We start from the raw sequence: 22,068 nt of genomic DNA on the forward strand, positions 1-22,068 counted from the left end.
CAAGAGGGGCTTGCGCCCCTCTTTCGGTCTTTACGTCAGGTTAGTGCTGAATTACCACCAGATTTCCATCTGAGCACCGAATGACCACTCATCGCTGTCGCCACGGCTGGTTGTGCTGATACCAGAGTTCGTTGCAGCTGCGTATTTAGATACGTTGTTACCATTTTTGATGTAACCCCACTCTTCATCCCATTTTGCATAGGTTGCGAAGACACGGATTGCCGGACGAGACCAGATGCTGTCGCCAGCCTGCCATTGTTGAGCCAGGGTGATTTTGTACTGGCTGTTGCGATCGCTGGTCTGCTGAGATTTGACGTTGTCGTAGCCGACTTCCAGCAGGGTGCTCATGATTGGCGTCCATTTATACATCGGGCGAATACCGACGGTGTACCATTCGGTCCCCAGGTCGTTATCCATATCGAGATTCTGGTACATACCGACGTACATCAGGTCCCATTTGTCGCCAAGGGAAATTGCACCGTGGTCAAGCACGCGGAACAGGCTACCGTTGTTATTCACAACATTGTTGGCATAGTTCACGCCATCAATAGTAATGCTAGATGAGCCGTAGGAACCTTGAGACAGGCCTTTGCCCTGAGTGGTCATGGAATCTGTCGCGTACTGAACTACAAACTTGTTGTAGCCCTTCAGCATGCTCTGGGTATGTTCAGCGGTGAACATCCAACCGTCTTTAGATGCGCCGTCTGCCAGGCTGTAGTCGTCGGTGGTGTTAGCACGACCGTAGTCGACGCCCAGCTCCAACATACCATCCGGGTTAGTAGCCATCTGCGCTAAACGAACGTCAAATACATCGTTCGCGGTGTCTTTGGTACGGTCATAGATATTCTGGCTGCTGAACGCGTATGAACCGCCCGCTTCCTGAGAACGGGTTGCTGCCAGAGATAGTTTACCGAAGCCCAGATCGATGTTTTCAATACCAGCACCAGGACCTGAAATATCCCAGTAGTAGAAGTCGATCATGTGGACGTCATGACGCTGATAGAAGCGCTTACCGGCCCAGATAGTGGAGCCTGGCAGCCATTCAATCAGGTTTTTACCCTGCACGTTGGCTTCACGGAAGGCCGGGTCAGTCCCTTCCCAGTCATTTTGCTGTGCAACGGAGTAGGCAACGTTAGTGTCGAAGTAGAAGCTCTTATCGCCCTCTTTCCACACTTCCTGACCTAATTTAATTTCCGCATAGGTTTCACATTCGTTACCAAGACGGTATTTACTTTGTGCACCTGTTGCCTGGAAACATTGTTGTTCACCGCCGCTACCTGTCCAGCCAATGCCGGAACGAGCATAACCATGGAAATCCACAGCCATTGCCTGAACAGACATAATGCCTGCTGCTACAGCAACCGCCAGAGGGAGTTTGCGCAGAGTAATCATCGTTCTATCTCCTGAGATCATTGCTTTTCTTTAAACGCTGCCACCTTCTAAAACTGCGAATGGTTTTGCGTTTCGTTTTTTTATGGGGGCCTTAAACGCCCGGCTCTTGGTGCAACCGACGACATGCAGTGCCATCCTCACGGAACAGATGGCAACGCTCTGGCGGCAGGCCGATAGCGAATGTGGCACCCTCTTCTACCAACACCACGTCGTTCTGGCGGTAAACCAGGTTTTGACGGATGGCGGGGATCTGGATATGAATTTGTGTTTCGTGACCAAGCTGCTCGACCACCTGCACCTCACCTTCAAGGGTGACATCGGCGATATCGCTGGGCAGCAGATGTTCCGGGCGGATACCTAAAGACATGTTGGCGCCAACCTGTACCGCATGGCTGTCTACCGGGAGCCATATTTGCTGGCGGTTGGGCAGTTCAACCTGCACCTGATCAATAGCCGTTGCCGTGACTTTCACCGGCAGGAAGTTCATCTTCGGGGAACCAATGAAGCCCGCCACAAAGCGGTCAGCCGGGTAGTGATACAGTTCCAGAGGCTTACCAACCTGCGCTACGCGACCGGCATCCAGCACCACAATTTTGTCGGCCAGCGTCATCGCTTCGACCTGATCATGGGTGACGTAAATCATCGTGCGGCCAAGACGTTTATGCAGGCGGGAGATTTCAATACGCATCTGCACGCGCAGAGCGGCGTCGAGGTTCGACAGTGGTTCGTCCAGCAGGAATACGCGCGGTTCGGCGACCAGCGTACGGCCAATCGCCACACGCTGACGTTGTCCACCGGAAAGCGCTTTCGGTTTACGCTCCAGCAGGTGTGCCAGTTGCAGAACTTCCGCAACCTGATTCACGCGCTGGTTCATCACCTCTTTTTTCGCTCCGGCCAGTTTGAGGCCGAACGACATGTTCTCCGCGACGGACAAATGGGGATACAACGCGTAGGACTGAAAGACCATGCCCACTCCGCGTTCGGCGGGTGGAATGTCGTTCATCCGGGTCTCCCCGATAAACAGGTCACCACTGGTGATGGTTTCAAGTCCGGCGATCATACGCAGCAAGGTCGACTTACCGCAGCCTGACGGTCCGACAAACACCACGAATTCCCCTTCGTGAATGTCGAGATTGATATCTTTCGATACCACCACGTCACCCCAGGCTTTCGTTACATTTCGTAGCTGTACGCTCGCCATGCCCTTCTCCCTTCGTTACAACCTGTCATCGACAGCAACATTCATGATGGGCTGACTATGCGCGATCCCTTGACTGCGTGAATCCTCCACCCCCCGGCTTTTTTATGGGGGAGGAGGCGGGAGGATGAGAGAGCAGCGTCTGAGACCCGGGCCACCAGCCTCAGAGGAATTTCGTGATGCAGCCTGCAAAAATCGGTGGGTTTTTATGTGCGCCAGTACGCAATACTCACATTTATGTAACACAGATCACATAAAGAGCGGGTGGGGCGTAGGGGTAAGGAGGATGGAAAGAGGTTGTCGTATAAAGAAACTAGTAACCGTTAAGCCACCTCTGCAAAATCACCAAACAGGATGGGAACTATGAAAATCAAAACTGGCGCACGCATCCTCGCATTGTCTGCATTAACGACGATGATGTTTTCCGCCTCGGCTCTCGCCAAGATTGAAGAAGGTAAGCTGGTTATCTGGATTAACGGCGACAAAGGCTATAACGGCCTCGCTGAAGTGGGCAAAAAATTCGAGAAAGACACCGGGATCAAAGTCACTATTGAGCACCCTGACAAACTGGAAGAGAAATTCCCGCAGGTTGCCGCGACCGGCGACGGCCCGGACATCATCTTCTGGGCACATGACCGTTTTGGCGGCTACGCTCAGTCTGGTCTGCTGGCTGAAATCACGCCTGACAAAGCATTCCAGGACAAGCTCTATCCATTCACCTGGGATGCCGTACGCTATAACGGCAAACTGATTGCCTACCCGATCGCGGTTGAAGCACTGTCGCTGATTTACAACAAAGACCTCGTTCCAAATCCACCGAAAACCTGGGAAGAAATTCCTGCGCTGGATAAAGAGCTGAAGGCGAAAGGTAAATCCGCGCTGATGTTTAACCTGCAAGAACCGTACTTCACCTGGCCGCTGATTGCCGCCGACGGTGGTTACGCGTTCAAGTTTGAGAACGGTAAGTACGATGTGAAAGACGTGGGCGTGGATAACGCTGGCGCGAAAGCGGGTCTGACCTTCCTGGTTGATCTGATCAAGAACAAACACATGAACGCGGATACCGATTACTCCATCGCCGAAGCGGCCTTTAACAAAGGCGATACCGCGATGACCATCAACGGTCCGTGGGCGTGGTCCAACATCGATAAGAGCAAAATCAACTACGGCGTCACGCTGCTGCCAACCTTCAAAGGCAAAGCGTCTAAACCGTTTGTTGGCGTTCTGAGCGCCGGTATCAACGCCGCCAGCCCGAACAAAGAACTGGCGAAAGAGTTCCTCGAAAACTACCTGCTGACCGATCAGGGTCTGGATGAAGTGAACAAGGACAAACCGCTGGGCGCCGTTGCGCTGAAATCCTTCCAGGATCAGTTAGCGAAAGACCCACGTATCGCCGCCACCATGGATAACGCCCAGAAAGGCGAAATCATGCCGAACATCCCACAGATGTCCGCATTCTGGTATGCCGTTCGTACCGCAGTGATCAACGCAGCCAGCGGCCGTCAAACCGTCGATGCCGCACTGAAAGACGCGCAGGGTCGTATCACCAAGTAATGCAGTTGTGAACGTGCCGGATGGCGGCATAAATGCCTTATCCGGCCTACATACCCTGTAGGCCTGATAAGCGCAGCGTCATCAGGCACGCTGACCAACAGGTTTTCATTGTTGTTGAGGATTGAACCCCATGGATGTCATTAAAAAGAAACACTGGTGGCAAAGCGACACGCTGAAATGGTCAGTGATGGGTCTGCTTGGGCTGCTGGTCGGTTACCTTGTTGTTTTGATGTACGCTCAGGGGGAGTACCTGTTTGCCATCATGACGCTGATTTTAAGCTCTGCTGGCCTGTATATTTTCGCTAACCGTAAAGCCTATGCCTGGCGCTATGTTTACCCGGGCGTTGCCGGTATGGGGCTGTTTGTCCTGTTTCCGCTGGTTTGTACGATCGCCATTGCTTTTACCAACTACAGCAGTACCAACCAGCTGACATTTGAGCGTGCTCAGGAAGTCCTGATGGATCGTTCGTACCAGGCTGGGAAAACCTACAACTTTGGCCTGTATCCGGCGGGTGATGAGTGGAAACTGGCCCTCACCGACGGTGAAACCGGCAAGAATTACCTTTCTGACGCCTTTAAATTTGGCGGCGAGCAGAAACTGCAACTGAAAGATGCCGAGGCGCTGCCGGCAGGCGAACGTGCAACGCTGCGTATCATCACGCAGAATCGCCAGGCGCTTACCCAATTGACCGCCATCCTGCCGGATGAAAGCAAAGTTACCATGAGTTCGCTGCGCCAGTTTTCCGGCACGCAGCCACTCTATACGCTCGCTGAAGACGGTACGCTCACCAACAGCCAGAGCGGCGTAAAATACCGCGCCAACAACGATATTGGTTATTATCAGGCGATTAACGCTGACGGTAGCTGGGGTAGCGAAAAACTCAGCCCGGGCTACACCGTTGCCATCGGTTGGGATAACTTCACCCGCGTGTTTACCGACGAAGGCATCCAGAAACCATTCTTCGCCATCTTCGTCTGGACGGTGGTCTTCTCGGTACTGACCGTTATTTTGACCGTTGCCGTGGGCATGGTGCTGGCCTGTCTCGTACAGTGGGAGTCTCTCAAAGGCAAAGCGATTTACCGCGTCCTGCTGATTCTTCCGTATGCCGTACCGTCGTTTATCTCGATTCTGATTTTCAAGGGCTTATTCAACCAGAGCTTTGGTGAAATCAACATGATGCTGAGCGCGCTGTTTGGGATCAAACCGGCCTGGTTCAGCGACCCAACCACCGCGCGTTCGATGATTATTATCGTCAACACCTGGCTCGGTTATCCATACATGATGATCCTGTGCATGGGTCTGCTGAAAGCGATTCCTGACGACCTGTATGAAGCCTCGGCGATGGATGGCGCAGGTCCGTTCCAGAACTTCTTTAAGATAACGCTACCGCTGTTGATTAAGCCGCTGACGCCGCTGATGATCGCCAGCTTCGCCTTTAACTTTAACAACTTCGTGCTGATTCAGCTGTTGACCAACGGTGGTCCGGACCGTCTTGGTACCACCACACCAGCCGGTTATACCGACCTGCTCGTAAGCTACACCTACCGTATCGCCTTTGAAGGCGGCGGTGGTCAGGACTTCGGTCTGGCGGCGGCGATTGCCACGCTGATCTTCCTGCTGGTTGGTGCGCTGGCGATTGTGAACCTGAAAGCCACACGTATGAAGTTTGATTAAGGGAGATTACGACAATGGCTATGGTCCAACCGAAATCACAAAAGTTACGTTTATTCGCAACGCACTTAGGGCTGCTGGTTTTTATCGCGGCAATCATGTTCCCGCTGCTGATGGTTATCGCTATCTCGCTGCGCGAAGGTAACTTTGCCACCGGCAGCCTGATCCCGGAAAACATCTCCTGGGAACACTGGAAACTGGCGCTGGGCTTTAGCGTTGAACACGCGGATGGCCGTGTGACGCCACCGCCGTTCCCGGTACTGTTATGGCTGTGGAACTCGGTGAAAGTGGCCAGCATCACCGCGATCGGTATCGTGACGCTTTCCACTACCTGTGCTTACGCCTTTGCCCGTATGCGTTTCCCGGGCAAAGCAACCCTGCTGAAAGGGATGCTGATTTTCCAGATGTTCCCGGCGGTGCTGTCTCTGGTCGCGTTGTATGCTTTGTTTGATCGCCTGGGCCAGTACATTCCGTTTATCGGCCTGAACACGCACGGCGGCGTGATCTTCGCCTACCTCGGCGGTATTGCGCTGCATGTATGGACGATTAAGGGCTATTTCGAAACTATCGACGGCTCACTGGAAGAAGCGGCCGCGCTGGATGGCGCTACGCCGTGGCAGGCATTCCGCCTGGTGCTGTTGCCGCTTTCCGTTCCGATTCTGGCGGTCGTGTTTATTCTGTCTTTCATTGCCGCTATTACCGAAGTACCGGTCGCGTCACTGCTGCTGCGTGATGTGAACAGCTATACCCTTGCGGTAGGTATGCAGCAGTACCTCAACCCACAGAACTATTTGTGGGGCGACTTTGCCGCCGCGGCTGTACTTTCAGCCATTCCGATCACTCTGGTGTTCTTGCTGGCACAGCGCTGGCTAGTCAACGGTCTGACCGCGGGTGGTGTGAAAGGTTAAGTTTTACCGAAGTACCTGCCCGGCAACGGGCAATGCCACTGCAACCCTCAACTTATGTTATCCCAACCTGTGACTGTTATTCGGCGCTCTACGGAGCGCCCTTTTTTTATGTTATTTTGCATCACTGTTACGATTATTTCCTTTCGTGCTCTCCATCACTGCAATTCTATTTCCTGTCTGAATATAGATAAATCAAACAGAATTAAGATCACAGAAAAGACAAAACGTAATTGCAATGTAAAAAATGATAATTGTCTTCCCTGCCTGTTAAATTCAACATCACGGCACTGATCAAAAGAGCTGTATCCTCTAAGGCAGGTCTGAATGAACTCTCAATATAATTCCAGTTATATTTTTTCGATTACATTAGTGGCAACGTTAGGAGGGCTATTATTCGGCTACGACACTGCGGTCATATCCGGAACGGTAGAATCCCTGAATACCGTGTTTGTCGCACCACAACATTTAAGTGAATCCGCCGCCAACTCGCTGTTGGGCTTTTGCGTCGCCAGTGCGTTGATAGGCTGCATCATCGGCGGTGCACTGGGCGGCTATTGCAGTAACCGGTTTGGCCGCCGGGACTCGCTGAAAATCGCGGCTCTGCTGTTCTTTATTTCCGGTATTGGTTCCGCCTGGCCGGAATTAGGCTTTACGACGATTAATCCTGATAATTCCGTACCTGTTTATTTGGCCGGATACGTTCCCGAATTTGTTATTTATCGTATCATTGGTGGTATTGGCGTAGGTTTAGCCTCAATGCTCTCACCAATGTATATTGCTGAACTGGCACCCGCACATATTCGTGGAAAACTGGTGTCATTTAACCAATTCGCCATTATTTTTGGTCAATTGTTGGTGTATTGCGTTAACTATTTTATCGCCCGTTCTGGCGACGCTAACTGGTTGAATACCGATGGCTGGCGCTATATGTTTGCGTCCGAAAGTATTCCCGCCCTGCTGTTTTTACTGCTGCTGTACACCGTACCAGAAAGCCCGCGCTGGCTGATGGCGCGTGGCAGACACGAGCAGGCGGAAGGTATTCTGCGCAAAATTATGGGCAGCACCCTCGCTACCCAGGCCATGCAGGAGATCAATCAGTCTCTGGAACATGGTCGTAAAACCGGTGGTCGCCTGCTGATGTTTGGCGCAGGCGTTATCGTCATCGGCGTAATGCTGTCTATCTTCCAGCAATTCGTCGGTATTAACGTCGTGCTCTACTACGCCCCAGAGGTGTTTAAAACGCTGGGAGCCAGCACCGATGTGGCGCTGTTACAGACCATCATTGTTGGCGTGATCAACCTGAGCTTTACCGTGCTGGCGATCATGACGGTGGATAAATTTGGTCGCAAACCGCTGCAGATTATTGGCGCTCTGGGCATGGCCATTGGTATGTTCAGCCTCGGTACCGCGTTTTATACCCAGGCTTCCGGGCTGGTTGCTCTGCTGTCGATGCTGTTTTACGTCGCCGCATTCGCCATGTCCTGGGGACCGGTTTGCTGGGTGCTGCTGGCAGAAATCTTCCCCAATGCGATTCGCGGCAAAGCGCTCGCCATTGCGGTGGCCGCACAATGGCTGGCGAACTATTTCGTCTCCTGGACCTTCCCGATGATGGACAAAAATTCGTGGCTGGTTTCCCATTTCCACAACGGTTTCTCCTACTGGATTTACGGTTGTATGGGTATTCTGGCGGCGCTGTTTATGTGGAAGTTTGTACCGGAAACCAAAGGCAAAACGCTGGAAGAACTTGAAGAACTGTGGGAACCCGCCGCAGAGAAAACCCAGCCTGCCTCTGCGCAGTAACCCTGACCTGCAACACGCCGCAGCCCGATTGCGGCGTGTTGTCTGTTACTCTCGCTTCAGCCGTTTTGAATTACACAGCCACAGGGTGATCACCAGCAGCAGGATCGCCGCGGAATAGATCAGCACATCCATCGGTGCTTTATGATCGACAATGATCAACCGCACAATCGCGGTGATCCCGATATAGACAAAATAGCGCAACGGAAAGTGAAAGCCCGACTGAAAGTACTTCACAATCAGCGCGATAAATTCAAAATAGAGGAAGTAAACCACCAGCCCTTCCACCAGCTCATACTTGCTGGTTTGTTCCGGCGCGAACAGCACATCCGCCAGATGCAGCGTTTCTTTCCCGAGGAATACAACCAGGATCAGGCCCAGACTCAGCAGTCCCAGATTCAACACGGTCTGTAAGATGGTGGAGATAAACTCCACGCGCGGACGAGATAGCGACGTCATAACAGCACCTCTTACTCAGTGGCGAGGTTCCTGTATAACGCAAAAATGTGACAGAGATCTACATTTTTTGTTTATGTTTTGTGCAAGAAAGGTCAGCGGGGAATGATGAATGTCACGACACATTTCACAGGATGAAGTATGCAGCTAAGACAATCCGCTGTCCGCAACGTTACCTGCGGTGAGAACGTGGTGATTTATGAACCCGCAAATCTCTACAACTGCACATTGGGTGACAACGTTTTTGTCGGGCCATTTGTTGAAATCCAGGGTAATACGCAAATTGGCGCAGACAGCAAAATTCAGTCGCACACTTTCATCTGCGAATATGTCACCCTGGGCGCCCGCTGTTTTATCGGTCATGGCGTGATGTTCGCCAACGATATGTTTCGCGAAGGAAAACCCAACGCCGACCGCAACAGTTGGGGAAGAATTTCGATTGGCAACGATGTCTCAATCGGCAGTGGAGCGACCATTCTGGCGGTCACCATCTGCGATGGCGCGGTCATCGGTGCGGGGAGCGTGGTGACCAAATCGATCACCGAGAAAGGCGTGTATGCAGGAAACCCGGCAAAATTATTGCGTCGCCTGTAACTTGCCTGCTGACGGCGCAAATGCCTTATCCGGCCTGCAGTACAGGCAGTTTGTAGGCCGGATAAGCGTAGCGCCATCCGACTGGCAAACGGCTCGATTAACGGAAGTTTTCACTTCTGTCGCTGGTCATGTCGTACAAACCAAACTTACGTCCAAGCTGCTGGCCGCCATCACGCGTTAACGGCGTCCAGCCAATCGCCGCACGGCTGCGGGTCGGGCCTGACGAGAACAGATCCAGCGGCACGGATACGTACACCCCTTTGGTAAAATCACCCTCTCCGTACTCATCCGGCGAGGCGTCGGTGATGGTCGCATAGCCGCCTACCACAACACCGCTGTCAAAGCGCTTCGCCACTTCCAGCGTTCCGCCCTTATCTCCCGCCAGATACTGGCCCACACTGGCTTTCACCAGTACATCCTGAGCGAATGACGGATTCCAGTACGCCGTCAAATGCCCGGTCTTCACGCTGTAGTCGGTGAATTTCATCATGTCCTGCGCGCTACGCCAGTCACGCTGTTTCACGTAGTTGGCATCAACACCAAACGCCCAGTTGCTGTCCAGCGGACGATACAGCACTTCTGCCCCCGCTCCGCCGTACATGGTTTCCAGATAGCCACCGTAAACCTGTCCGTAGAACCCGTTTCCGAGTGACTGGAAGTAGTTGGCCTGCAGGTTATTCACGTAGACATCGTTTTGCACATACTCGCGCACATGGGTACGCACTCGTGGCAAATGCGAATCCTGCGGCGGGTTGGTGTAGTTAAATTTGTCATAGTTATTGGCGAGGTTGGCGAACAAACTCCCGGTGGTCAGCAGGTGATCGGTAACCCACCAATCCGCCGTTCCCATCACGCCCAACTGATACATATAGAAGTTTTCCGGGCCGCCCACCGACTGGTTAAGCACCGGATCGATGTGGAAATCGAAGCGTGACTTATCGATATACCAGCCCTGCTCGGTCTTTTTCGGCACCACGGGCTCAACACGTTTTTGCGCCAGCTGGGTTTCATGGCCCAACGGTTCACCTTCCAGATGACGCTTGAGGCTGGAAACCTCCGTTTCGGTCGTCACCTGCGGCAAGTTAAGACGATTTTCCGTAATACGGATCGTGCGGATCCCGTCGGGAAGATCGTTCATCACGATCCGGTTGGCACGTTCGATCCCTTCGCGCGAATCACGGTATTTCACCTGTTCACCGGTCACATATAGCGTATCGCCCTGCACCTGAATTTTAGGATCGGCCAGTCCGGCGTTATATTTCAGCAGCGTTAGCTGATTCGCCACCACCGAATGTTGCAGGATGGCATCCTGCGGCTGTGGCTGATATTTCGGGCGGGCATTGTCGTTATAGTTTGGCCGCAGATCGTTGAAGTTAGTCCGCAGCGTGACCCCAAACATAAAGGTGTTCCCGCGCTCATAGCTGAGGTTAACGTCGGCCCAATCGGTGACGCGATAAATAGCGCCGACGTTAAACTTGCTCTTCTGATCCAGCTTGCCCGCAAAATCCTGCTGGTAATTGTTTCCCTCATACTCCAGTTTCAGACGCAACGGCTGCCAGGGCGTCTGATACTCGACGCCGCCAAACAGTGATGCCGGGCCGTGGAACATCTGGCTGCCGTCAATAGAACCGGCCTGCTTGTAGCTGTTATCGCGATAGCAGAATTTATCGCTGTATGAGCAAAACGGATTGCTGACGTTACCGCTGGTCCCGAGATATCCCCAGCCCAGGCCAAGCGAGAAATCAAACGGCCCCCAGGCTTTATTCGCCACAATATACTCCGCATCGAACAGGCCAGTTCCGCCAATATCTCGCGCGCCAACCGCCACCTGCGGCATCCAGTAGCTCTCTTCCCACAGCCGTAGTTTGAGATCAAAAGCTTTATCCTTGTAAGTCTGATCGCCAGAAAACGACTCCACGCTACTGTATTTTTTGGTACGCACATCGGTGTAGCGCAGCGTGGTTTCCAACCACGGGAAGAGCTGCACCGACGCAGAGTAGTAGCGGTACTGATCGTTATCGCGGTAATTGAGGCTCATTTCGCCCTCACGTGCCATGCGTGCGGTTGGGGTTTGCAGCAGCCCCACGCCGCCAAAATCGGACTGCGAAGGTCCAATGGGCGCGGGCCAGGTTTCACCGTGGCAGGCAACGCTTACGCCCAGCGCCAGTAAGCTGAGCAGGTAAGTTTTTCTCATTATTCGGGTATCCGCTGGGTCAGGGTGCGAAGAATGTCGGCATTAATTTCATCCGGGGTGCTGCTCCAGACAGCATCAGAGAGTCCGACATAAATGATGCTGCCGGGCATCGGCTCAACGTGACGTTTGTTCCAGTAAGCGACAGGTACTTTTTGCGTGCGCCCGTCAGGATAGATAACCCAGGCGAAGCTACAATCCGCGCCGCTGAGCCGACTTTGCCCATCGAGATAACTGGCAACATCACGCCCGGGCATAAACGGTTGTTTACCCGGATGGCTTAGCAGGCCAAACAGCGTGATATGCGTTGGCTGCGCTCCGACCCACAGCGTGTAATTGCCCTGCAACGGCGGGTTGCCTCGCTCGCTGACGCGCACAACATCCGGGTCAAGGTTAATTTTCTGCCTGCCAGTCACCTTCAGCGCCTGAATTTGCTGGCGTAAGGTGTTGATAGCCTCGGCATCGTCACCGCTTTCTTCAGCACTCAGCGCTGCCAGACGAGCCAGTAATGCCTGCTGCTGACGTCCCGCCTCCATCGTTGCCCGCTCTTCGCTGATAACCGCGCCTGGCCACCAGCTATTGCTCAATCGCGGCTGTCCAACCAGGTCGAGCAGATGTTCGGCCCCGGTCAGCGTTTTTGGCTCTTCGCTGGCGGAGGTAAAGACCTTAACGCTGCCCGCAGCAAAAACAGACGCTGCGCTCAGGCTCAACAGCAGCGCCATAACGACTCGTTTGATCATGATTTTGCCGCCTTAATCAGCGTGGTTTCCACCGGGAAGTAATGCGCGCCAAGATACTGTTCCGACTGGCGAATCAGCCCTTCACTGTCGATCCAGTAGCGGTTATGCCAGCGCGTTTGATCGGTAGTTATCTCTTCATCGAGGATCCGTACCGGGGTGTCATCGCTGCCGACCTTGATGGTGTCTGCGCCATCCCATTTGAAAACCGATCGCGCGGTGGCATAGCGTACCTGCTGATGTTCAGTCCAGCCCATTGTGCGGGTCCACGTTGCGCCATCGACTATCTGATTGGGTTTGATGAGTGGGTCTTCCGCCAGATTATTCAGCTCAATTAGGTTGTCCCCGCCGAGATGCGTTTTCACAATGCGCCCATGCTGCGTGACGAGAATAGCCCGATCCTGAGTCACCCATTTCTGCTGTCCGTTTTCCGCAAACGCGAGTACCACAAACAGTTGGGGACCGCCGTTTAGCTGCATATACTGGCTGGCGTAGGGCATATTTTGGATTTCATCGTCCGTCATCTGTACGCCGGGAGTACCAAACACGCTATCCCACAGCGAATGCCCCAACCCTTCGGTGGTGGCTGAGCACGCCTGCAGTAACAGGCAAACCATTATGAGCGCTGGTCGCTTCACGACGTTTCTCCGCATTATTGCCGGGTGGCGCAACGCTTATCCGGCCTACAAATCCCACATACTTTTGGCAATTCAAAATAACCACACCGAAGTGTGGTTAGAATTAAACGTACCTTTATTACTGGGTACTGGTGGTTGTGGTGGTTGTGGTTCCGGTATTAGAACCATCGCCGCCACCGGTCGCCGCCAGGGCGACCCCCACTGCAGAACTTACGGTGCTCACGCTGGTTGCGGAGGAACTTCCTGCCGAAACCGACGCGGCAGCCGACCCTGCTGCCTCACCCACCTGAACGGGGGCGGCATAGACAGAAGTCGCCGCAAGCGCAGATATAGCCCACAGGCCATACAGAACTTTTTTCATCACAAATTCCCTTCATTGTATGAATGGAGATTTACCCAAAAGAATTTCGGGCGAGATCGAGTATACACAAGCCAAAGTGTGCAAATTACGCCACGCGGGAATTTAGGATAATTAGATAACGAAAGGAAAAATGATTAAAAAATACAACAAAAACAATTAAATCAATAAATTAAAATATAAAAATTAAAATGCAATATCCGGTAAATCCGAAAACATCAGAAATTGAATAACATTAATAAAATTATTTTAGGATTAAGCTCAATTAAGGTATGAAGTTAAAACGTAGATATCCTGGAGCATTCTTATAAAAAAGCCGATATTAATATCGGCTTTTTATTTCATTAATGCCGGATGCGGCTAAACGCCTTATCCGGCCTACAAGTGTGTGCTATCAGGCACGCCAGGACTTATAACGGTTAATCAAACCGTTGGTAGAACTGTCGTGGCTGCTCACTTCGGAACCATCTTTCAGCTCTGGCAGAATGCGGTTCGCCAGCTGTTTGCCCAGCTCAACGCCCCACTGGTCAAAGGTGAAGATGTTCAGGATAGCGCCCTGAGTGAAGATTTTGTGTTCGTACAGTGCAATCAGCGCACCCAGGCTGAACGGCGTGATTTCGCGCAGCAGGATGGAGTTCGTTGGGCGGTTACCTTCGAACACTTTGAACGGTACAACGTGGTCCAACGTTGCCGGATCTTTACCCTGGTCGCGGTATTCCTGCTCAACCACTTCACGAGATTTACCGAATGCCAGCGCTTCGGTTTGCGCGAAGAAGTTAGACAGCAGTTTCGGATGGTGATCCGACAGCGGGTTGTGGGTGATGGCCGGCGCGATGAAATCGCATGGAACCATTTTGGTGCCCTGGTGGATCAGCTGGTAGAACGCATGCTGGCCGTTAGTACCCGGCTCACCCCAGATGATTGGGCCAGTCTGGTAATCCACCGCATTGCCGTTACGGTCAACGTATTTACCGTTGGATTCCATGTTGCCCTGCTGGAAGTAAGCCGCGAAACGGTGCATATACTGGTCATACGGCAGAATCGCTTCGGTTTCGGCACCGAAGAAGTTGTTGTACCAGATACCGATCAGCGCCAGCAGCACCGGCAGGTTTTTCTCAGCCGGAGTGGTGGAGAAGTGTTTGTCCATCGCATGCGCGCCGGAGAGCAGCCCAACAAAGTTGTCGAAGCCTACGGACAGGATGATGGACAGACCGATTGCAGACCACAGGGAGTAACGACCGCCAACCCAGTCCCAGAACTCGAACATATTGGCAGTATCAATACCAAACTCGCCAACCGCTTTACCGTTAGTGGAGAGCGCTGCGAAGTGTTTGGCAACGTGCTTGTTGTCGCCTGCGGTCGCCAGGAACCAGTCTCGCGCGCTGTGGGCGTTGGTCATGGTTTCCTGGGTGGTGAAGGTTTTGGAAGCGACCAGGAACAGCGTGGTTTCCGAGTTCACTTTCTTCAGCACTTCAGCAATGTGCGTACCATCGACGTTAGACACAAAGTGCATGTTCAGGTGATTTTTGTACGGACGCAGCGCTTCGGTCACCATGAACGGACCGAGGTCAGAACCGCCGATACCGATGTTTACTACATCAGTGATGGCTTTACCGGTATAGCCTTTCCAGCTTCCGGAGATGATCGCTTCAGAGAAGGATTTCATCTTCTCCAGCACAGCATTCACTTCCGGCATGACATCTTTGCCGTCAACGATGATAGGCGTATTGCTACGGTTGCGTAGCGCCACGTGCAGCACGGCACGGTCTTCAGTGCGGTTGATTTTCTCACCGGAGAACATGGACTTGATGGCACCCGCCAAATCGGTTTCTTTCGCCAGATCCTGCAGTTTAGCCAGCGTCTCTTCAGTGATGCGGTTTTTGGAGAAATCCACCAGCATCAAATCGTCAAACGTCGCGGAAAACTTAGTGAAACGATCGCTATCTTTCGCGAAAAGATCCGCGATAGTAACGTCTTTCATTTCTTCAAAGTGTTTTTGTAGTGCCTGCCAGGCTGAGGTCTGCGTTGGATTGATGTTTTTCATTAGCAATACTCTTCTGATTTTGAGAATTGTGACTGAGATCGATTGTAACGCCAGTCACAGAAAAGTGTGATTGTTTTAATGCCATTGCCAGGGCATCCGCCAAACGTGGCTAAAAAGTATAGCGGTTATTAGCGTTGTTATTAGTACCGTTACTCAACGCAGTTGCAGCATGAAAAATCCGCATAATCCCAGCGTTGACAGTGCAAGCTACACATTTTATTTATAAATACGGTATTTGCATTTGCGCCTGCACCGGTTTCTGTTCTGCCTTATGTGCCATGGTCGCTCTATTCATTCCCTGACACGAGGTAGTTATGACTGATGTAGTTGTCTCCAAATTTGGCGGTACCAGCGTGGCGGATTTTGATGCCATGAATCGCAGCGCTGATGTAGTACTTTCTGATGCTAACGTCCGTGTAGTGGTACTTTCCGCTTCTGCGGGTATCACCAACCTGCTGGTCGCACTGGCTGAAGGGCTGGAGCCAACCGCGCGCTTCGAAAAACTCGATGCCATTCGTCAAATTCAGTTCAATATTCTGGAACGCCTGCGTTATCCAAACGTGATCCGTGAAGAGATCGACCGTCTGCTGGAAAACATCACCACGCTGGCTGAAGCGGCGTCACTGGCGACCTCAACTGCGCTGACCGACGAACTGGTCAGCCACGGCGAACTGATGTCTACCTTGCTGTTCGTCGAGATCCTGCGTGAGCGCAACGTGCAGGCGCAGTGGTTTGACGTACGTAAAGTGATGCGCACCAACGATCGTTTTGGCCGCGCAGAACCTGACGTCGCGGCGCTGGCCGAACTGGCAACGCTCCAGTTGGCCCCGCGTCTGAGCGAAGGCCTGGTGATTACTCAGGGCTTTATCGGCAGTGAAGGTAAAGGCCGCACCACCACGTTGGGGCGCGGCGGGAGCGATTATACGGCTGCCCTGCTGGCCGAAGCGCTGCACGCCACGCGCGTCGATATCTGGACCGATGTTCCTGGCATTTACACGACCGATCCGCGCGTTGTTCCGGCGGCGCAGCGTATTGATGAAATCGCCTTTGAAGAGGCCGCAGAAATGGCGACCTTTGGCGCGAAAGTGCTACACCCGGCAACGTTGTTACCTGCCGTACGTAGCGATATCCCGGTGTTTGTTGGCTCCAGTAAGGATCCAAAAGCAGGCGGTACGCTGGTATGCAATAAAACCGCGAATCCACCGCTGTTCCGGGCGCTGGCACTGCGTCGTAAGCAAACGCTGCTGACGCTGCATAGCCTGAATATGCTGCACTCTCGCGGCTTTTTGGCGGAAGTGTTCGGCATCCTGGCGCGCCACAACATCTCGGTAGATTTAATTACCACATCCGAAGTCAGCGTGGCGCTGACGCTGGATACCACCGGTTCGACCTCCACCGGCGATACACTGTTAACACAGTCTCTGCTGATGGAACTGTCTGCCCTGTGTCGGGTTGAAGTGGAAGAAGGCCTGGCGCTGGTGGCACTGATTGGCAACGACCTGTCCAAAGCCTGTGGCGTGGGTAAAGAGGTGTTCGGCGTACTGGAGCCATTCAACATCCGCATGATTTGCTACGGCGCGTCCAGCCATAACCTGTGCTTCCTGGTGCCCGGTACTGAAGCCGAACAGGTGGTACAGAAGCTGCACCATAATTTGTTTGAGTGAGTAGATGCCAACGCCCGATGGCTCTTGTCCCATCGGGCATTTTCACCGCATCACCGTTTCATATAACAATCTGTCCAACTCCCTGACATCGCCTTCCCGACTATCCGGTAACGTCGGCGGAATCTCTCCTCTTTCCAGCTCGGCGCGGATAAACGCATGCAACAGTGGACGACGCGGGCCGTATTCCGCTTCACCCGCACACTGCTTGCGCTCCAGCAGCTCATCAATTTCCTGACGCAATGGCGCATCCAGTTCACTTCCCGCCAGCAGATCGGCAAAACGCATCGGTGGCACGCCTTTCCCCTCCTCCACCCAACGCACCGCCAGCAGCGGGCGAATGACGTAAAAGTACTTTTTCAATCGCACGTCGTCACCTTGCAGATAGCCACGGAAGTTTTTCCGCGCCATCGAGTAGTAGTGCCAGCGGGCACGTAGCGGGGAAAACCATTTGGGCACCAACGCTTTCAGCGCCGACACGGTCACTTCATCCTGTTGATAGACCACTGGCGAATCCAGCCACTCAATAAGCGTAGGGTTTGCGCCTTTCAGTAACCCCAGCGCCTTGCGCCATTCCCAGCCGCAGACGTCCAGCTCATCATCTATCGGCAACTCGATAACATCTCGTGGCGCTTCAACCCGCAGATACCACTCAGGCGGATGAACATAGAGAAATCGCACGTCGTAGTCGCTGTCCGGCGAGGCAAATCCCCAGCCACGACTGCCGGATTCACAGGCATACAGCACCCTGACGCCATAGCGCTGCTCTACCTCTTTTAGCTGGCGCAATACCCTTTCGCGCATCGCGCCGTCCACTGTGTTGTAGCTCATTATTCTTATCCTTTTATGTTCACAAGGCCGTGCAGCACCTGGTCCAGGCCCCCGAACACCGAGATTTTATCGATACGTTCAGCGACTCTTTCAAGGGTTTCCAGCTCTTTTAAGCGCAGCGCCACCGGGTTGTTTTCCATCACTTTCGCGGTATTCAACAGCGATCGCGTCGCGGCAGTCTCTTCACGACGGCGGATCACGTTGGCCTGGGCGGATTTCTCAGCTTCAACCAGTTGGGACAGGATGGCCTTCATATCACCCGGCAGGACAATATCTTTCACGCCGAGCGAAGCGACCTCGATACCAAACGGCGTCATTCGGGCTTTCACCTGTGCGCTCACCACCTCATCGATCACCTGCTTATCTTCCAGCAGCTCGTCCAGCGTGCGCGTTCCCACCGCTTCCCGCAGGGCAAACTGCAATTCGCGGTAAAGGTGATCCAGCGGTTTGGTTAGTTGGCCAAAAGCCAGCAACACATCGCCATAACGCCAGTTTGCGGCCAGATTTAAACGCAGGTTGACCTTATCCTTGGTCAGGATCTCTTGTCCACCGACCTCCAGTACCTGTAAACGAGTATCAACAACTTCGGCTTCAATCAGATGGTTTACCTTCCAGTATGCGGTCAACCCCGGCGGCAACAGCGTCTGGGTTTCGCCATCAATTTTCAGCACACCAACATGCCACGCAGGAACCTGTACCGTTAAGATAGCTTCACGACCTTTCACCGTACCGTTACGTCGTGGCTGTAACACTGCATTCATCACCTCAACCGGTACCGAAACCTGACGCGTATCCATACGCACCAGCTTCAGTGCTTCCTCTGCGCGCCAATACAGACGGCGCGTTCCCGGTGGCAAAATTTCCTGCAAGACGCCGTTCACATACAGCGCACCCGCTTCGGTATCGGTTAAATCGGCCACCACACAGTACTGCTCCACCCATGCAGGCTGGAAGCGACGTAAATACTCCGCCAGAGCTTCCGGAATTTCGCTGCCATCGGTATTGATCACCAGAACATCCGGTGTGTTAAACCATGGCAAACGGTGTTCACCTGCATCCAGTACCTGATAGTAATCACCCTGTCGGGATAACAGGCCAAGCTGGCCTTTACGAATAGTGATTTTTTTCTTCATTTTTTATTCCTTATTGTGAGTCAGGCGCGGGTGCAGGGGCGAAGCGGCAGGGGAATTCCCTTTTGCCTGTCGCACGGCATCTTTACCGGCAGCCTGTTCTGGAGCGTGCTAACTGCGCATCGCTCCGTTTTATTTCTATGATTAACAACCAGTTTTCATTCGGAGGATGAAATTGGGAATCGAACCCACTGTGTGTCAGCGGCTGACGGAACACTCCCGGAAAACAGCCTGTGCCGTTCCTGACGTGCCGGCGGGGTTTAACCCCCTGCGTTTTCAGCGTGATTGACGTAAGAGTTATTGCCAGAAGCGTGCCAGAAATGAAAATCGTCAGAATTTATTTTTAATGAATTGATTTATATAAATTTAATTGTTGTCGCCAATATTGGCAGTTGTCTCACTCGGTTAATTTTTTTATCTTTTAATCTCTTAACTTATCTTTTTGGATAAACCATGAAAAAGCGGCGGGTTGTAATTGGCGTACTGGGTACGGTGCTGGACAAACGCGGTAAACGCGCCAATCGGTTTAAAAAGTGGCGCCCCACGGTTGGATTGTGCCAACAGCCTGATTTCCCTGTCGACAGACTGGAACTGCTCCACCAGCCACGCGATGAAGGCATGGCGCAAAGGTTGATTGAAGACGTCGCGCTGCTCTCACCTGACACCGAAGTACGCCCGCATGCCGTGACTATTAACGACCCCTGGGATTTTGAAGAGGTCTACGCCGCCTTTCTCGACTTCGCCACCCACTACAGCTTTGATACGGAAAACGAAGAGTATCTGGTGCACATCACCACCGGGACGCACGTCGCGCAGATCTGCTGGTTTCTGCTAACGGAAGCCCGCTACCTGCCCGCCAGCCTGCTGCAAACCAGTCCGGCACCTGCCGGTTCATCGGATGAGGCCGTTGCCGCCGGCGTTTGCTCGGTAATCGATCTCGATTTAAGCCGCTACGCCACGCTCACCAGTCGTTTTCAGCGCGAACAGCAGCAGTCAGTCTCTTTTCTGAAGGCCGGGATTGATACGCGCAACGCCACCTTCAATAAACTGATCGAGCGCATTGAGCGTGTGGCTCTACGTTCGACCGACCCGATCCTGCTCACCGGTCCCACCGGTGCGGGTAAATCCTTTCTGGCGAAACGTATTTTTCAGCTACGCCAGTCGCGGCATCTGGTGGCGGGAAAACTGGTCGCCGTCAACTGCGCAACCCTGCGTGGCGACAACGCGATGTCTACGTTGTTCGGTCACGTGAAAGGGGCGTTTACTGGCGCACTCACGGCGCGCAGCGGACTGCTGCGAGAAGCGGATGGCGGCGTGCTGTTTCTCGATGAGATAGCCGAACTGGGGTTAGACGAACAGGCCATGCTGCTAAAAGCGATTGAAGAAAAAACCTTTTTCCCGTTTGGCTCGGACAAAGAAGTACAGAGCGATTTTCAGCTGATTGCCGGAACCCATCGTGATATGCAGCAATGGGTCGCCGAGGGCCGTTTTCGCGAAGATCTCTACGCGCGTATCAATATGTGGAACTTCGCCCTGCCCGGTCTGGCGCAGCGGCGGGAAGATATCGCTCCGAACGTCGAGTATGAGCTACACCGTTTTTCCAGCAGTAAACAGATGCAGATCCGTTTCGACAAAGAGGCACGTGCTTGTTATCTGGCATTTGCCAGCTCCCCACAGGCGCAGTGGCGCGGCAATTTTCGCGAGCTAAGTTCATCCATCGCGCGAATGGCGACGCTTGCCGAACAGGGACGCATCACCTTATCCCTTGTCGAAGAAGAAATTGCGCTGTTAAAAGAGAGTTGGCAGATTACCGCTTCGCAACCGGAACTGAACATGGACATTGACCTTTTCGATCGCCGCCAGTTAGAAACGGTGCTGGAAGTGTGTCGCCGCAGCGCGTCGCTGTCGGAAGCCGGACGCGAACTGTTTGCCGTCTCACGGCAGAAAAAAGCCAATCCTAACGATGCAGACCGATTGCGAAAATATCTCGCCCGCTTCGGGCTGAGCTGGGAAAGCGTTCGCAGCGATCAGATACAATAAGCAATATCTAATATTACCCAATCTGAACTGTTACTGGTTTTCCTAACTTCACCAGCATCATGACCAGCGCATCAAGGGTAAATTTGTTGGTTTTCTGATTAACAACATCTGAAACACGGGGCCGGGAAATATTCAGTTTCACAGCAGCTTCCGCTTGTTTCAGATGGTTTTCATCAATCCATCCGGAAATTTCTTGCATCAACTGCTGCTTCAGGCGAATGAGTTGTTCGACCTCGCATTCAGCATCATGCTTTAAGCTCTTCGCTTCCGCTTCTGCAAACCCCAGTTCGGCAAAAATATTGACATCCGGAGAGGTTACATGGCGAACCTTATTATCAACGGTATTGTTCATTTCTGATTCCTGTCTTCTTGCAAAGCGGTTCGATATCTAACTTTAGCAATGTGTTTATCGTGCTCAGAAGTACGTTTCGTCTTTTTATTGAAGCAATGCAGTACATAGACCGCGTTAGCATAGCGAGCAATGTAGATGATTCGGTACGCGCCAGATTCATACCTGAGCCTTACCTCCTCAACACCTCGACCTATCTCTGGCATCGGCTTCCAGTCAGCAGCTTCTAATCCAGCCTGTAGACGATGTAGCTGAAAACCAGCGGTTTTACGTATATCTTCAGGAAAGCTTCGTAAATCATCAAATGAACTGCCAATCCAGACAATGGGCTTTAAGGCCCGCTTTATTGAAAGCATAACACATCCTTGTATAAAATTTTATACAAACAATAAAATGTGTAACCCACACGTTTTCCTGTCATTACGCTAAATCAGAATAGAAATTCCGTCACTTCAACAAGCTATATTTTGCGAGGCTCTTTCAGGATTAGTTTTATTCTGCACGAATTACCGTACACT

Annotated in this window: 19 protein-coding genes; 7 read left to right on the plus strand and 12 right to left on the minus strand. The window is 52.7% G+C overall.

Annotation, left to right across the window (positions count from 1 at the left end; translation table 11 throughout):
- Positions 1-51: 51 nt before the first annotated feature.
- Complete coding sequence (locus OGX90_RS06615) at positions 52-1,392, minus strand: maltoporin (RefSeq protein WP_048215133.1); 1,341 nt, start codon at positions 1,390-1,392, stop codon at positions 52-54.
- 91 nt (positions 1,393-1,483) lie between these two features.
- Complete coding sequence (malK, locus tag OGX90_RS06620; protein WP_048215134.1) at positions 1,484-2,593, minus strand: maltose/maltodextrin ABC transporter ATP-binding protein MalK; 1,110 nt, start codon at positions 2,591-2,593, stop codon at positions 1,484-1,486.
- A 360-nt stretch (positions 2,594-2,953) separates the two neighbouring features.
- Between malK and malE the strand changes: the two genes are divergently transcribed.
- The 4 genes from malE to xylE all read left to right on the plus strand — a co-directional run bounded on the left by malE (position 2,954) and on the right by xylE (position 8,524).
- Entirely contained in the window at positions 2,954-4,144 is a 1,191-nt protein-coding gene (gene malE, locus OGX90_RS06625) for a maltose/maltodextrin ABC transporter substrate-binding protein MalE (RefSeq protein WP_003031680.1), read from the plus strand.
- Between the two features lie 130 nt (positions 4,145-4,274).
- Positions 4,275-5,819, plus strand: a complete 1,545-nt coding sequence (gene malF / locus OGX90_RS06630; protein WP_286623377.1) for a maltose ABC transporter permease MalF — start codon at positions 4,275-4,277, stop codon at positions 5,817-5,819.
- Between the two features lie 14 nt (positions 5,820-5,833).
- A complete protein-coding gene (gene malG, locus OGX90_RS06635) occupies positions 5,834-6,724 on the plus strand; it encodes a maltose ABC transporter permease MalG (RefSeq protein WP_103285894.1) in 891 nt (296 codons plus the stop codon).
- Between the two features lie 324 nt (positions 6,725-7,048).
- Positions 7,049-8,524 carry a D-xylose transporter XylE gene (gene xylE / locus OGX90_RS06640; protein WP_071445334.1) on the plus strand — a complete coding sequence of 492 codons (1,476 nt, stop codon included), beginning with the start codon at positions 7,049-7,051 and terminating at the stop codon, positions 8,522-8,524.
- A 45-nt stretch (positions 8,525-8,569) separates the two neighbouring features.
- On the opposite strand, the gene psiE is transcribed toward xylE, so the two are convergent.
- Entirely contained in the window at positions 8,570-8,980 is a 411-nt protein-coding gene (gene psiE, locus OGX90_RS06645; RefSeq protein ID WP_003031674.1) for a phosphate-starvation-inducible protein PsiE, read from the minus strand.
- 138 nt (positions 8,981-9,118) lie between these two features.
- Here psiE and OGX90_RS06650 point away from each other — a divergent pair, with 138 nt between their 5' ends.
- Positions 9,119-9,571, plus strand: a complete 453-nt coding sequence (locus OGX90_RS06650; RefSeq protein WP_008786912.1) for an acyltransferase — start codon at positions 9,119-9,121, stop codon at positions 9,569-9,571.
- Between the two features lie 97 nt (positions 9,572-9,668).
- On the opposite strand, the gene OGX90_RS06655 is transcribed toward OGX90_RS06650, so the two are convergent.
- The 5 genes from OGX90_RS06655 to pgi all read right to left on the minus strand — a co-directional run bounded on the left by OGX90_RS06655 (position 9,669) and on the right by pgi (position 15,539).
- Positions 9,669-11,765: a YjbH domain-containing protein gene (locus OGX90_RS06655; protein ID WP_286623380.1), complete on the minus strand. Its 2,097-nt coding sequence runs from the start codon at positions 11,763-11,765 to the stop codon at positions 9,669-9,671.
- A complete protein-coding gene (locus OGX90_RS06660) occupies positions 11,765-12,502 on the minus strand; it encodes a capsule biosynthesis GfcC family protein (RefSeq protein ID WP_265639586.1) in 738 nt (245 codons plus the stop codon). Before OGX90_RS06660 ends, OGX90_RS06655 begins: the two co-directional genes overlap by 1 nt.
- Positions 12,499-13,137, minus strand: a complete 639-nt coding sequence (locus OGX90_RS06665; protein WP_286623384.1) for a YjbF family lipoprotein — start codon at positions 13,135-13,137, stop codon at positions 12,499-12,501. Before OGX90_RS06665 ends, OGX90_RS06660 begins: the two co-directional genes overlap by 4 nt.
- A gap of 118 nt (positions 13,138-13,255) precedes the next feature.
- Complete coding sequence (gene yjbE, locus OGX90_RS06670) at positions 13,256-13,498, minus strand: exopolysaccharide production protein YjbE (protein WP_003826562.1); 243 nt, start codon at positions 13,496-13,498, stop codon at positions 13,256-13,258.
- 391 nt (positions 13,499-13,889) lie between these two features.
- A complete protein-coding gene (pgi, locus tag OGX90_RS06675) occupies positions 13,890-15,539 on the minus strand; it encodes a glucose-6-phosphate isomerase (RefSeq protein WP_286623386.1) in 1,650 nt (549 codons plus the stop codon).
- Positions 15,540-15,853: 314 nt separating this feature from the next.
- On the opposite strand from pgi, the gene lysC reads away from it, so the two are divergent.
- Complete coding sequence (gene lysC / locus OGX90_RS06680) at positions 15,854-17,203, plus strand: lysine-sensitive aspartokinase 3 (RefSeq protein ID WP_032942084.1); 1,350 nt, start codon at positions 15,854-15,856, stop codon at positions 17,201-17,203.
- A gap of 42 nt (positions 17,204-17,245) precedes the next feature.
- Here the strand turns inward: lysC and OGX90_RS06685 are convergent, their stop codons facing one another.
- Positions 17,246-18,031, minus strand: coding sequence for a nucleotidyltransferase domain-containing protein (locus tag OGX90_RS06685; RefSeq protein ID WP_168978985.1), 786 nt, complete (start codon positions 18,029-18,031; stop codon positions 17,246-17,248).
- A 5-nt stretch (positions 18,032-18,036) separates the two neighbouring features.
- Positions 18,037-19,164: a slipin family protein gene (locus tag OGX90_RS06690; protein ID WP_048236364.1), complete on the minus strand. Its 1,128-nt coding sequence runs from the start codon at positions 19,162-19,164 to the stop codon at positions 18,037-18,039.
- A gap of 450 nt (positions 19,165-19,614) precedes the next feature.
- On the opposite strand from OGX90_RS06690, the gene rtcR reads away from it, so the two are divergent.
- Complete coding sequence (rtcR, locus tag OGX90_RS06695) at positions 19,615-21,201, plus strand: RNA repair transcriptional activator RtcR (RefSeq protein WP_048236366.1); 1,587 nt, start codon at positions 19,615-19,617, stop codon at positions 21,199-21,201.
- 13 nt (positions 21,202-21,214) lie between these two features.
- Here rtcR and OGX90_RS06700 read toward each other — a convergent pair whose 3' ends face one another.
- Positions 21,215-21,553: a helix-turn-helix domain-containing protein gene (locus OGX90_RS06700; RefSeq protein WP_008786903.1), complete on the minus strand. Its 339-nt coding sequence runs from the start codon at positions 21,551-21,553 to the stop codon at positions 21,215-21,217.
- Complete coding sequence (locus tag OGX90_RS06705; RefSeq protein WP_008786902.1) at positions 21,550-21,906, minus strand: type II toxin-antitoxin system RelE/ParE family toxin; 357 nt, start codon at positions 21,904-21,906, stop codon at positions 21,550-21,552. Before OGX90_RS06705 ends, OGX90_RS06700 begins: the two co-directional genes overlap by 4 nt.
- Positions 21,907-22,068: the final 162 nt, after the last annotated feature.

Origin of the sequence: Citrobacter sp. Cpo012, from assembly GCF_030333015.1 — a bacterium.
In the GTDB taxonomy this organism is placed as follows: domain Bacteria; phylum Pseudomonadota; class Gammaproteobacteria; order Enterobacterales; family Enterobacteriaceae; genus Citrobacter; species Citrobacter portucalensis.

Coding starts and splice junctions, on each gene's coding strand:
- OGX90_RS06655 (WP_286623380.1), bottom strand. CDS start 11,765: ATGAGAAAAACTTACCTGCTCAGCTTACTGGCGCTGGGCGTAAGCGTT.
- OGX90_RS06650 (WP_008786912.1), top strand. CDS start 9,119: ATGCAGCTAAGACAATCCGCTGTCCGCAACGTTACCTGCGGTGAGAAC.
- rtcR (WP_048236366.1), top strand. CDS start 19,615: ATGAAAAAGCGGCGGGTTGTAATTGGCGTACTGGGTACGGTGCTGGAC.
- OGX90_RS06685 (WP_168978985.1), bottom strand. CDS start 18,031: ATGAGCTACAACACAGTGGACGGCGCGATGCGCGAAAGGGTATTGCGC.
- psiE (WP_003031674.1), bottom strand. CDS start 8,980: ATGACGTCGCTATCTCGTCCGCGCGTGGAGTTTATCTCCACCATCTTA.
- xylE (WP_071445334.1), top strand. CDS start 7,049: ATGAACTCTCAATATAATTCCAGTTATATTTTTTCGATTACATTAGTG.
- malG (WP_103285894.1), top strand. CDS start 5,834: ATGGCTATGGTCCAACCGAAATCACAAAAGTTACGTTTATTCGCAACG.
- OGX90_RS06705 (WP_008786902.1), bottom strand. CDS start 21,906: ATGCTTTCAATAAAGCGGGCCTTAAAGCCCATTGTCTGGATTGGCAGT.
- OGX90_RS06690 (WP_048236364.1), bottom strand. CDS start 19,164: ATGAAGAAAAAAATCACTATTCGTAAAGGCCAGCTTGGCCTGTTATCC.
- malE (WP_003031680.1), top strand. CDS start 2,954: ATGAAAATCAAAACTGGCGCACGCATCCTCGCATTGTCTGCATTAACG.
- lysC (WP_032942084.1), top strand. CDS start 15,854: ATGACTGATGTAGTTGTCTCCAAATTTGGCGGTACCAGCGTGGCGGAT.
- OGX90_RS06615 (WP_048215133.1), bottom strand. CDS start 1,392: ATGATTACTCTGCGCAAACTCCCTCTGGCGGTTGCTGTAGCAGCAGGC.
- OGX90_RS06660 (WP_265639586.1), bottom strand. CDS start 12,502: ATGATCAAACGAGTCGTTATGGCGCTGCTGTTGAGCCTGAGCGCAGCG.
- pgi (WP_286623386.1), bottom strand. CDS start 15,539: ATGAAAAACATCAATCCAACGCAGACCTCAGCCTGGCAGGCACTACAA.
- OGX90_RS06700 (WP_008786903.1), bottom strand. CDS start 21,553: ATGAACAATACCGTTGATAATAAGGTTCGCCATGTAACCTCTCCGGAT.
- malF (WP_286623377.1), top strand. CDS start 4,275: ATGGATGTCATTAAAAAGAAACACTGGTGGCAAAGCGACACGCTGAAA.
- yjbE (WP_003826562.1), bottom strand. CDS start 13,498: ATGAAAAAAGTTCTGTATGGCCTGTGGGCTATATCTGCGCTTGCGGCG.
- malK (WP_048215134.1), bottom strand. CDS start 2,593: ATGGCGAGCGTACAGCTACGAAATGTAACGAAAGCCTGGGGTGACGTG.